The organism is Prosthecobacter gellanilyticus, from assembly GCF_007992435.1.
Lineage (GTDB): Bacteria > Verrucomicrobiota > Verrucomicrobiia > Verrucomicrobiales > Verrucomicrobiaceae > Prosthecobacter > Prosthecobacter gellanilyticus.
Map to the genome: position 1 here is coordinate 53,898 of NZ_BKAG01000016.1, position 12,169 is coordinate 66,066.

A 12,169-nucleotide genomic window follows, 5' to 3' on the forward strand; every position below is an offset into this window, starting at 1 on the left:
TAGCCCGGGCCGCTCGTTTGAAATGCCCACCTATGCATCGTCCAACCCTCCTCCTTCTCTCCAGCCTCGCCATGCTGGGCAGCGCCACCGCCCAAGTGGCCTATGAACTCGTCCCGGACTTCATCAAACCACCGCCCGGCAAAGAAACCATCGGCGATGGTCATGGCGAGATCGCCGTGGACTCCGCCGGCAATATCTATGTCAGCGTGCAGGAGGCTGATGCCGGCATCCAGGTCTACGGCAAGGATGGCAAGTTCATCAAGGCCCTGAAGCTGCCTGACTCACTCCATGGTTTCGTGATCCGCAAGGATGACGGCGGCGAGTATCTCTTCGGCGCTGTGCTGAAGGAAGCCCGTGTGATCAAGGCGAAGCTGGATGGTGAGGTCGTGATGGAGATCCCCACCTCCGCCTTCCCGGCCGCGCAGCGTGACTATGTGACCGTGTCCAAGGCCATTCCTAACGAAAAGGATGCCAAAGGCCGCCCGAAGAGCACCCAGATCGCCAAAGGCGTGAAGAAGTCTGACAACGGCAAGGAGATCGTCCTCACCCTGGATGACGGCACGGAGAAGGTCATTCCGAAGGAGCAGGGCGTCAGCGCTGCCGGCGGCCTGAGACTGACCAACTGTGATGTGGCCCCGAACGGGGACATCTATGTCGTGGACGGCTATGGACGCAGCCACATCTTCGTGTTCAGCCGTGATGGCAAGTTTAAGAAGGTTTTTGGCGGACCTGACGAACCTTACAAGTTTGCCAACACGCACAAGATCTTCATCGACCGCCGCTTCGAACCCGCCCGCGTGTTCTGCTGTGACCGTGGCAACAAGCGCATCCTGCACACCGACCTCGATGGCAAGATCATCGGCGTGATCGCCACCGACATGCGCAATCCTTCCTCCGCCTCCTTCCATGGTGATCTGGTTTGCATCGCCGAGATCGCCGGCCGAGTCTCCGTCTGGGACAAGGACGGCAAGATGGTCTCTGAGTGCGGCACCAACCCGACCATGACGAACACCCCGGGCATCGCTCCGAAGGACTGGCAGCAGGGCATCGTCACCAGCCCGCACGGCATCACCTTTGACAATGATGGCAACATCCTTGAGACCGAGTGGAACAAGTGGGGCCGCGTGCTGCGCTGGAACAAGAAATGATGATCCATCGGGCGCATCAGCACTCAATCACCGCAGGGGGAACACGCGTGTTCCCCCTGTTTGCTTTGGCCTGCTTGCTGGCCGCATGGATGCCGCAGCAGGCAGAGGCGCATGGCACGGAGTTCATCATGTCACGCATGCGTTTGGTGGAGGGTGGTAGCGTTGTCGAACTGAGGCTGGTGGTGGATTATTCGGGGAATCCGCTCATTGCCGATGAGGCCGCCGCGCATGAGGCGCTGCAAAAGGCGCTGCTCATCAAGCATGGAGAGAAGACCACGCCGTATGCGGACCTCGCGCCGCTGGAGTTTCACGATGAAAGCACCTGGGCGGAGGCAGTGCCCCCTTCCCTTCTTCCGCCGCCGGATGGTCAGGAGCATAGTCTGCTCACTGGCATCTGGCGCTGGCAGCCTGACAGCCCTGAGATCGCCTTCACCGTGGCGAGAGGGAACAAGCATGACGTGCTGATCTGGCAGCAACCTCCGGAGGGAAGCGTGACGTCCGTGATGTTGTTAGGCGGGGATGTGTCACCGGCGGTGGTGATCACGCGACATCAATCATCATGGATGAAATGGGTGTGGATCGCGCTCCCTCCAGCAGTGCTGGGCCTGGCTGTTGTGTTTTGGAAACGCCGTGCAGCCTAGATTTACCTAACCTATTTTGCATTCTTCAACTTGGCCTTGTCCTTTGCCTTGGCCTCTTTGCCCAGCTTCCCAGACTTGTAGTCGTTGAAGCGCTGGATCTCCGACTCGGGGATGGGCATGAACTTCTTCATCAATTCCTCGAACTCGCGTGAGCTGAGACCGACCCATTCGGACGTGCTGTCCGGGTAGTTGATGAAGAAGTTTCCGCACTCGTAGCAGATGCTGGTTTCCACGATGAGGATGCCCTGGTCATAGACACGGATGCCATGGATGGGCATGTGACAGAGAGCACCGTAGGTGTTCTTTTCCACGCCCACCGTCTGCACCAGGGATGGCAGCAGAGTTTTAAACTCATCCGCGCTCAGCTCGCGGCGGTTCAGGATCTTCGTCTCGGTTTTGTAGGGCCGTATCAGAAAATGATTCTCGTCCGATGGATCGTTGAAGAAGGAGTCTGACTTCTTCCTGGAGGGCATAAAGTCGAGAAGGAAGACCTCACAACGGGTGCCGTGGTCTTTGATCGCCTCCCCCAGCGCGTTCCGATAGGTCGCCTCCTGCACCAGCGTGGCCTCATAAAACACCTTCTTCGCCCCCTCGAGCTTCTGCAACGCCGTCTGGGCCTGGGTAGTCACAGCCATCATCAGCAGGATCGCACCGGCAAGGAGATGTCTCGCGGCGGGAGAGGTTGGACGCGTCATGCCTGCGTTTTACCCAAACGCAGGTTCCATGAGAAGCTCAAAGCATGGCGCTCACGCTACTCAAACAACTCCGGATACTTGGCCATGGCCATGGAGCGTGTCTTTTCATAGCCGTTGGTCATGCAGCCGTGGCACATCACTTCCTCAGCCATCGTGCGACAGTCGGCCAGGCTGAGTTTGCGAACGGCGTGCTTCACGCGGGAAACCTGGCCTGCGGTGACACTAAGCTCATGGAGCCCAAGCCCCACCAGCAGCGGTGTCAGCTCGACATCCGAGGCCACCTCACCACAGATGCACACGCGGATGCCGGCCTTGTTCGCGGCTTCCACGGTCATGCGGATGAGGCGCAGCACGGCCGGATGCGTGGGCTGGTAAAGACCGGCCACGCGCTCGTTTAACCGATCCACCGCGATGGTGTACTGGATCAGGTCATTGGTGCCAATGCTGAAGAAGTCCACCTCGGTCGCGATGAGGTCCGCTGACACAGCAGCGCTCGGAATCTCGATCATCGCGCCGATGGCGATGTCTTCGCCGATGGCGACACCTTCATGCATGAGCTCCTGCGCGCATTGGTCCAGCAAGGCACGGGCTTCACGCACCTCCTCCACACCGCTGACCATGGGGAACATGATGCCGACTTTGCCATGCGCGGAGGCACGCAGGAGGGCACGAAGCTGGCGGCGGAAGAGATCACGACGGCCGAGCGAGGCACGGATGCCGCGCCAGCCGAGGAAGGGATTGGGCTCTTCCTCACTGGTCATACGGGGGTCCATCTTGTCACCCCCGAGATCCAGGGTGCGGAAGATGACCTCGCCCGGAGCCATGATCTTGGTGGCCCGCGTGTAGCAGTCAGCCAGCCAGTCTTCACTGGCATCTGGATCCTCGAGATGCAGGAACTCCGTTCGGAAAAGGCCTACATGCTCCGCACCGCTGTCACGGACGACGGCCATTTCCTCGATGAACTCAGCATTGGCACTCACCTTGACCAGGCAGCCATCTCCCGTGATGGAGGGCTGGTGCCTTGTCACATGAAGGGCGTCTTCACGCGCATCCGCCTGGGCTTCGCGGCTGCGATACTTCGCCAGTGTCTCGGCGGACGGACGACGGATCAGCAGACCTTCGTCACCATCCAGCAGCACAGGATCACCGGAGTGCAGGTCGTCACAAATGTTATGCAGACGCACCACGGCCGGCAGGCTCAGCGAGCGGGCGATGATGGCCGCGTGGGCATTGGCGCTGCCCATCTCGATGGCAAAGCCGAGCACCTTGCTGCGATCGAGCTGCACGGTGTCTGAAGGTGTGAGGTCATGCGCCACGATGATGACCGGGTCATCAAACATGGGATGATCCAGCATCTCACCGCGCAGGTGGCGCATCACACGATGGGTCACATCCTTGATGTCCAGATAGCGCTCGCGCAGATAGGAGTCTGAAAGGCCGCGCAGGGCATCCATGTGCTTGCACATGAGACGGTAGTAAACGGCATCCACGCAGATGAGCAGGTCACGCACGGTGCGCTCCACCTGCTTGCGGATGGAGTTGTCATTCAGGATCAGCAGATGCGCTTCAAAGATCTCCGCCTCGCCACTGCCCTGCTCATTGATCATGGCCGCCTGCAGCGCCTCGATCTCGGTCTGCGTGACCTCCAAAGCTTTCCTCCACCGCGCCAGGTCCGCCTCCACCTGATCGGGCTCGATCGGAGTGGCGTCCGGCTCGTCGAAATGGTCCTTCAGCACGTGCACGATGGCATGCGCCACCCCTGGAGACACAGCGAGGCCTTTCCAGATTTGTTCAGCAGCAGAGGGCAATTCGGACATTCAAGAGAGATGATGGAAAGTGGAGGGGCGATTAGCAATCAGGAAACCCGCAGGCTCTTACGAAAACAGAGCGGTTCCGGTCTCTTTGAATACCGAAGTTCGCCCATCTTGTGAGGCTCGAAATGGTCGCAGCGGCGAAAAACCTGCCCCATCTGCCCTCGGAGAACCCAGATGGGGTGAGACAACCCTTGCACCCGGCCCCTTTCTTGCTCCCCTCAGCGGCCCGAACCCCTAACACACTCACTACCAGATGCCCGTCGCCACCCCCGCCCAGTATCGTGCCATGCTTGATGCCGCCCAGAAAGGTGGCTATGCCTACCCGGCCATCAACGTCACCTCCCTGCCCACGATCAACGGCGCGCTGAAGGCTTTCGCGGAGTCCAAGAGCGACGGCATCATCCAGGTGTCCACCGGTGGTGGTGAGTTCGCCTCCGGCACTGCCGTCAAGGACATGGCCCTGGGTGCCATCGTGCTGGCGGAAGCCGTGCACATCCTCGCGGCCAAGTATGACGTCCTCGTGGCCCTGCACACGGACCACTGTCATCCGAAGAACGTGGAGAAGTTCCTGAAGCCTCTCCTCGCTGCCACCAAAGCCCGCCGTGAAGCTGGCAAGGGCAACCTCTTCAACAGCCACATGTTCGACGGCTCCGAGCTGAGCCTGGAAGACAACATCAAGACCTCCACCGAGCTCCTCAAGGAGTGCGCAGCCCTGGACATCATCCTCGAAGTCGAAGCCGGCGTCGTGGGCGGTGAGGAAGACGGTCACGACACTTCTGGTGTGTCCAACGACAAGCTCTACACCACGCCTGAAGACATGCTCGCCGTGTATGAGGCCCTGAACGGCCTTGGCCGCTACATGTTCGCCGCCACCTTTGGCAACGTCCACGGCAGCTACAAGCCCGGCGCGGTGAAGCTGAAGCCCACCATCCTCAAAGATGGCCAGGCCGCCGTCACCGCCAAGTATGGCGCGGCTGCTGAGATGGACCTCGTCTTCCACGGCGGTTCTGGCACCCCTCTCGAAGAGATCCGCGAGACCCTGGACTACGGCGTCGTGAAGATGAACATCGACACCGACACCCAGTATGCCTTCACCCGTCCGCTGGTGGATCACATGTTCAAGAATTACGCTGGCGTCCTCAAGATCGACGGCGAGATCGGCGACAAGAAAGCCTACGATCCACGCAGCTACCTGAAGAAGGGTGAGCAGGGCCTGTGCGACCGCATGAAGGAAGCCTGTGATGACCTCCGCAGCACCGGCCAGACCATCTTCGGCAAGGTCTGATCTTATTTCACTCTAAGTGATCAAAGCCCATGCGTTGAAAAGCGCATGGGCTTCTTTTTGGGGTATTGCGAACCGGAGGCTCGTCAATCCACCAACACCCGAGGCACCTCCCCACCTCCAGACCTCCTGTTAAAAAACTCAGGGCTCCAGGACGATTCGAAAACCCGCGCTGTCGATCCGGCAGCCGGGTGGATCCGGACCGCCATAGCTGGCCCAGATCCTCTCCGGATTCCCCGTGCGCCATGAGGCACCGCGCAGGACCTTGAGCGTGTTCTTCGGCGGATCATACCAGTCCACGCACCACTCCCAGACATTGCCGGAGAGATCGCAGAGGCCATTCGCATCTGCCTTGAAGGAACCGACTGGCGCCGTCGCAGCATAACCATCATTGCAATCACTGATCCAGCGGGCTTCATAGCCCTCGCCGAACTCGCTTTTGCCAAACGCGGTGTCACAAAGATTGGCATCACCCGCCGCGAGAGGTCTTTTCCCAAAGGGATGACGCCCCGGCAGCTGCGGCTGCACCTTCGGTGACACACCGCGAGGCTCCAGGTGCCGCACACCTGCCAGCGTGCTCCATTCCGCATCCGTGGGCAGGCGGTAGCGGCGGCCCTCACGAGCACTAAGCCACTCACAAAAAGCCTGCGCATCCCGCCAGCTCACATTCACAGCCGGATGAGTGTCGGTTTGATGGAAACCCGTCCGCGGCCATTCACGCCTGGTCTCACGAACAAAGACCCGGTAATCACGAACGCGTGTCTCATGACGGCAGACCTGCAGATTCGCTGCCGGAACATGCACCAGCTCCATGCCGAGACTGTTGTGCAACGCTGCCTGCCGGGAAGACGCACAGCTAACCAAAAAGAGGACAAGAAGCAGCCGCCACATCACTCAGTCCGACTGCGCCTCCCAGGTCACCTGCCCTGATTTAATGGGGGTGTTGGCCGGTGTTTCCCCCGGTGCGTCAGGACGCTCCGGCAGCAGATAATAGCCAAACCCCTTGGAGAGACGCTGCACAAACACGCCCATGAACGTCGCCGGACGCGGCGCGCTGCCGACCGGGTCAATGACACTGAATGACCCCGCAAACAGCCCGTTCGCGGGAGTCAGCGAAGTCACCTTCACCTGGTTCGGATTCAGATTCACACTGGTGGCGATCTGCGCTTTGTTCGCGGTGGTCAGCGTGAGTGCCTGCTGAAAATAGAAGGCGGGAATAAGGCCATCGAAAAAAGAAAGGACACAGGCAGGTGGCAGCCCAATGACGATATGATCCTTCACCGGAGCCGTGTAGACCCCGCCGACGACTGTCAGCTCATGCCGCTCGAAACCATCCTTGTAAATGCGTGAGGTGCTGCTCGGCAGGTATTTTTTGATCCAGAAAACGTAGCCATCCAGGTGGTTTCCTGCGATCTGGCTCGAGCCCTGCACACAGCCGGTATTGCCATACAGCAGCAGGCGCAGAGGCACCCGCCCGCCGTAAGCATAGTGACCGCCAGCCGTGACAGTCGTTCCATCCGCCAGCCTTCCGCCCCAGGTCGCCATGCCTGTTTTCGTCACCGACAGCGTGAGGAAACCATGCCCCTGCGGATAGCCGGACGAACCCCTCGGGTCATTGGTGTATCCCCCCGTGATCTCCAGCTCGGCTGTGTAAGCGGTCGTTGCGGCAAAGCCGGGCACCGCATCCGGCCAGGCGTCAAAGTTGAAAGCATTGACGATGCTGTCGTTGTCGAGATTTCCATACATTCCTCCATCCGTGACATCCATCCAGAAGCTGAGAGTGAGCCCGGCGGATTTGATGAGGATCGTCCCTGTGGGATCGCCCGTCATGGGCACCTCCAGCACACCGCCGCTGAAGGGATGCGACTTCGTGCCCAGAGTCAGGCTGCCGCTGAAGACTCCGCCGCTGGTCGTGGTCACGACGAGCTTGCCGCCGAGATTGCCATTGATGCCAGGATCCATGCCGATGATGCCAACGAAGTTTCCCAGCGCCTTGGGCGGCAGCGGCAGGATCTCCATCTTCACCTTCACCATCGGCGAACCAAATTTGTTGGTGACTTTGATGGTGAACTCGAAGGGTTTGCCTGGCGGTGAAGCCTTGGTGGGCTTGCCCGTGATGATGCCCGTGAGTGGATTCATCTTCAAACCAGCGGGCAAGGGCGTCGCGGTATAAATGGTGGGCAGGTGGTCCTCACCCTCCAGGATCGGAATCGGATCACCTGTGTAGGTACCGCCGACAATTCCGCCCCGCAGCAGGGTGCCTTCGGCAAGCTGGATCTGCGGCCCGGCATTGTACACACGCACGCGTTTCGCACTGGTGGGCAGCGTGCGGTTGCCCAGCCGAACCACACAGCAATACTCGCCGCGATCTCCAATCATCGCGCCCTTGATCGTCAGCGTGGCCGTTTTTGTGCCCTTGATGCTGCGCAGAGCGGAAACACTCTCATCCTGGATGTCTTCGCCCGCCTTCTGCCACTGGTACAGCAGTCCCGCGCCTGCGGTCACAGCCTTCAGAGTCACTGTGTCTCCCTGCGCGGCGATGACGTCCGGTGATGGAGCGGTATCCACCACGGCCAATCTGGCTCCAGCACTGATGACCGAGCCAACACCATTCTTCACAAGCACGCTGTAGGTGCCGGCTAGCGCCAGCGTGGCATCAAAGCCATAGCTGTTTGAGTTCGGTGCCGTTTTGATTTTCACACCGTCCTTCCGCCACTCGAAAAGCAAGGTGGGTGCGCCAGCGGCAGGAGCGTAGAAGCCGGCATTGTCACCCGCCGCCACCAGCACGGAGACAGGCTGTGGATCGATCAATGGCAGGCCCGTGACATTAGCCGCCAGCACCGTGAGAGCCACTGCATCACTGGTCGTGCTGCCCAGCCCGTTGCTCACGACCACATTGTAAGTCGCTGCGTCGGCCTTTTGCGCGGAGGCGATGGTGAAGCTGGGGGTGGTCGCTCCCACAATCGGTTTGGTTCCCTTTCGCCATTGATAGGTCAGTGCATGGGCCCCAGTGGCACTCACACTGAAGGTCGCCGAAGCGCCGACAGCGACGGTGCGCGGTGCTGGCTGAGTCACAATGGCAGGCGCGCCACCAAACACCTGCACCAGGACCGGTCCCCCAATGGCATCACCGACGAGGTTCGTGACCACGACATCATAGTACCCCGTGTCCGTGGTCTGAACATTGGTTCGCGTGAGCGTGGTCTCCGTGGCGGACTCGATCGGCACCAAGTTCCGCCGCCACTGGCAGGTGAAAAGCGAAGAGGATGAAACCTCGATCGAGAGCGAGAAACTGCCTCCGGCGCTCGCGGTGACATTCTCCGGACCCGAGGTGATTTCCGGAAAGTTACGATCGATGGTCACATGACTGCCATTCGTGGTGGTTGATACCGGCGATCCAGGGTCACCTTCCAGATTGCTGTAGCTGATGACAAAGCTGACGGGACCTGAGGGATCCTCCTCACTCACAGGAATGGTGGCCGTCCACTGCAGGCCGGAGCCATTGGTGTTCGCCGACTTGCCGAGAATCAGCACGTCCGGTGTCTGCAGCAGCTGATCCGCTGTGAACGTGAGAGCGATGGTGTCTCCCGTCGTCGCATACAGTCCGTTTCCACGAGAGGAAGCGATGCTGACCGAGGTGAGCTGCGGCGGAACGACGACCTGTGCCGAAACATTCACTCCTGGCAGCAGGAGCAGCCAGAGCAGCGACACGAAGTGAAAAAGGCGGCAGGCCATAAAATCGTGGCCCGAGTGTCTCCGGTTCTGTTTCGCGGAGCAATGCTCATTTTTGATGCCGTGGGTGTGGGCGTGTAAATGTTGCGTCAGGGCCAGTCTACCGTCCGGTGATCTTGGCGAGCAGGTCGGCAGCTTCCTGCGGAGTGATGACACTCTCCAGTCCTTCCGGCATGAGGGAGGTGGTGAGGGTTTTCATCTCGCGGATGGAGGCGCGGGGTATGGGCATGTCCACGCCGCCGGGGAGACGCAGGCTGATGCTGGCGGGTGTCTCGGCACTGATGAGGCCTGCGATGGTGGTGCCATCGGTGCGGGTGATCTGCGTGGCGGCATTGCGCGTCTCGACCGCGCGGTTCGGATCAAAGATGGCTTCGAGAATCTGATCCGCGGGCTTGGCGGCGATGGTGGCGAGGTCGGGTCCGACTTCGACGCCTTGCCCACCGAGCTTGTGGCAGGCCATGCAGGCTTTCGCGAAGACGGCTTGGCCTCTACTGGCATCACCACGCAGGGCGCTGACCTCACTGACATAGCGCTTCACGATTTTCTGGCGATCGGCGTTCGTGTTGGTGATCATGGGCACGGTTGCGACGGGCTTTTGATCCGTCTTTTTCGGGAACCACGACTCCAGTTCCTTTGGATCAATGTCATTACTGCCTGCGGCGACCAACGATGCGCCGCGCACCTGTGGGAAGCTGGACTTCATGAGTGAGATCAAAGCAGGACGTTGAGCTTCATCGAGCAAGGATGCGGTCCATGCGGCTTGCAGACGCACATTGAGAGAAGCTTTTACATCACTGGCGATGTCCACCAAAGCAGGCACGGCAGACTTGTCCTGCTTCTCCAAGAGCAGACGCTGGGCTGTATCGCGTGTCCAGCGATGAGCGGAACGCAAGGCGCTGACTGGCTTGGCGAGCGAGGCGACTTCACTCTTGATCGATGTGGGGCCGCTGAGGCGGTAGATGCGGCCTTTGTCTTCTCCAGCACGCACATCGAGACCGCGCACAATATCGGTCGGAATCCACTCGGGGTGCTCGAGCACAAGGCGGTACATGTCGACAACATAGATGGCACCATCGGGGCCGGGCCTTGCCATGGAGGGACGGAACCAGTTGTCAGCACTGGCGAGGAACTCGCTGTCTTTGTCATCAGGATGACGCGCGCTGGTGATGGGCAGTGCGGTGAGGTCTAACAACTCGCGATGCACAAGGTTGTTGGCGGGCTCGCAGATGAGCAGCGTTTGATCCTTGCCATCAAGCCATGGCATGGGTGAGCAACCGGAGGTGAGTGTGTTCACGGCAGCGGCCCAGTTGAAGCGGCGCACGGGCGGGCTGACGGGATAGACCGTTTTCTCCTCATTCGTCACTGCGCGCACCGTGGCGGCAATCTTGTCAGGATGCGCTTCCATCCAGCGCATGGGCAGGAAGTAGTGCCAGGCGATGGTGCTGTTGTTGTTGCCGAACCAGTTGCCGAAGTCGTCGCGCCACTTGCCATATTGCGTGCGGCCGAGTTCGCGCTCGAACTTGCCGGTGATAGGATGGAAGCGGAAGTCGTTGGTGCCGAGCTTGATCTTCTCCTTGGTTTTCTCGACGATCACGTTGCCGCCGCTGTCGCCATTGGCACCGTAGATCCAACCATCGAGTCCCCAGCAGAAACCGTTGATGAGATGCTGAGGATTGCCGGCGGTGAAACCAGAGTACCAAGTCTCGCGCTCATCACAGCGGCCATCGCCATCGGTATCGCGGGCATAGAAGATGTCCGGGATTCCACTGACAAAGACACCCCCTTTCCAGCAGATGAGGCCGGTGGGATGCAGCAGACCATCAAGGAAGAGGGAGGCCTTGTCATACACGCCATCACCATCGGTATCTGTGAGCACTTTGATGCGGCCCGCTTGAAGGTCGGAAACCTTACCCTGGCTGATCTTGCCGTCGTTGGTCTTCTCGCCTGGAGCAAAAGGGTAGTCGCCCATCTCCACGACCCAGGCGCGGCCTTGCTCATCCCAATCAATGAACACCGGATCCTGCACCAGAGGCTCATGGGCGACGAGGCTGATGCTCCACCCCGGCTTGGTGCGCATGGTCTTCAGCGAGTCTTGCGGCGAGAGAGGGGCCGGACCTGGAACTCGTAAGAGCTCGCTTTTGGTTAGGCGTGTTTTACCATCGGCGGTGATGAGGGTGCCATCGCGGAAGATCGCGCCGTCAAGCAAGGGCAGGCTGTTGGCATCCCCCGCCCTGCCTTCACGCAGGACGTTCGACCAGCCGCGATCCCACTGGACGTTCTTCTTCTCCACCGGGTTGAAGATGAAGACGCCGTAGCCGCTGGAATTGGAGATGATGAGGTCTTCGTGGCCGTCTTCATTGAGATCCGCGAAGATGACGCCGCCATGCTTGGTTAGGTCAGGGAGAGGCGCGATCTTGGCAGCTTCTTCCAACGTGAGACCGAAGGCGGTGGTGCTAAGGAGGAGGGAGAGGGCCAGGATGCGCATGCTTTCAATACGTCATTGGCGTGGCGAATGTAGCGGACGCGCGGCAGCGCGGTGTGCGCAGAGAATGTATTGATCCTCGAGAGCATGACATTCGCACGCTAGCGGTGTCGACGATGCACGGTGGCCCGTGCATCTCTGCCACCGCACTCCGGGACGCTTCGCGACTTCTAGGCGCCCGGCTTTGAAATACTCTCAATGCACTCCCGGACGATGCGGAGGCATTCGTCGGGACTCGCGGGCATCGGAAGAGTGAGGGGATGATCCTTCACGCGTAGATGGCGGAGGTCGCCTTCACGGCGGACGTGCGTGACTTCGATGCCGTGGGAGGCGAAGAAGCGCACGACGTCCTGATTGCTGGCGTAGCGGCTCATG

Annotated in this window: 9 protein-coding genes; 3 read left to right on the forward strand and 6 right to left on the reverse strand. The window is 60.1% G+C overall.

What is annotated here, in order from left to right; all coding sequences use genetic code 11:
* Positions 1-32: 32 nt before the first annotated feature.
* Both BGE01nite_RS12765 and BGE01nite_RS12770 read left to right on the forward strand, forming a co-directional pair.
* Complete coding sequence (locus BGE01nite_RS12765) at positions 33-1,148, forward strand: 6-bladed beta-propeller (protein WP_146850858.1); 1,116 nt, start codon at positions 33-35, stop codon at positions 1,146-1,148.
* Between the two features lie 47 nt (positions 1,149-1,195).
* Positions 1,196-1,789, forward strand: coding sequence for a hypothetical protein (locus tag BGE01nite_RS12770; protein ID WP_146850859.1), 594 nt, complete (start codon positions 1,196-1,198; stop codon positions 1,787-1,789).
* 11 nt (positions 1,790-1,800) lie between these two features.
* On the opposite strand, the gene BGE01nite_RS12775 is transcribed toward BGE01nite_RS12770, so the two are convergent.
* Together BGE01nite_RS12775 and ptsP are read right to left on the reverse strand one after the other, a co-directional pair.
* On the reverse strand, positions 1,801-2,484 hold the full coding sequence (locus BGE01nite_RS12775; RefSeq protein WP_146850860.1) for a hypothetical protein: 684 nt from the start codon (positions 2,482-2,484) through the stop codon (positions 1,801-1,803).
* A gap of 56 nt (positions 2,485-2,540) precedes the next feature.
* Entirely contained in the window at positions 2,541-4,301 is a 1,761-nt protein-coding gene (gene ptsP, locus BGE01nite_RS12780) for a phosphoenolpyruvate--protein phosphotransferase (RefSeq protein ID WP_146850861.1), read from the reverse strand.
* Positions 4,302-4,551: 250 nt separating this feature from the next.
* Between ptsP and fbaA the strand changes: the two genes are divergently transcribed.
* A complete protein-coding gene (gene fbaA, locus BGE01nite_RS12785; RefSeq protein WP_146850862.1) occupies positions 4,552-5,583 on the forward strand; it encodes a class II fructose-bisphosphate aldolase in 1,032 nt (343 codons plus the stop codon).
* Between the two features lie 138 nt (positions 5,584-5,721).
* On the opposite strand, the gene BGE01nite_RS12790 is transcribed toward fbaA, so the two are convergent.
* The 4 genes from BGE01nite_RS12790 to BGE01nite_RS12805 all read right to left on the reverse strand — a co-directional run bounded on the left by BGE01nite_RS12790 (position 5,722) and on the right by BGE01nite_RS12805 (position 12,168).
* A complete protein-coding gene (locus BGE01nite_RS12790; protein WP_146850863.1) occupies positions 5,722-6,471 on the reverse strand; it encodes a formylglycine-generating enzyme family protein in 750 nt (249 codons plus the stop codon).
* Between the two features lie 3 nt (positions 6,472-6,474).
* Positions 6,475-9,315 carry an immunoglobulin domain-containing protein gene (locus BGE01nite_RS12795; RefSeq protein ID WP_146850864.1) on the reverse strand — a complete coding sequence of 947 codons (2,841 nt, stop codon included), beginning with the start codon at positions 9,313-9,315 and terminating at the stop codon, positions 6,475-6,477.
* Between the two features lie 97 nt (positions 9,316-9,412).
* Positions 9,413-11,797, reverse strand: coding sequence for a PVC-type heme-binding CxxCH protein (locus BGE01nite_RS12800; RefSeq protein WP_146850865.1), 2,385 nt, complete (start codon positions 11,795-11,797; stop codon positions 9,413-9,415).
* Positions 11,798-11,964: 167 nt separating this feature from the next.
* Entirely contained in the window at positions 11,965-12,168 is a 204-nt protein-coding gene (locus BGE01nite_RS12805; protein WP_146850866.1) for a hypothetical protein, read from the reverse strand.
* Position 12,169: the final 1 nt, after the last annotated feature.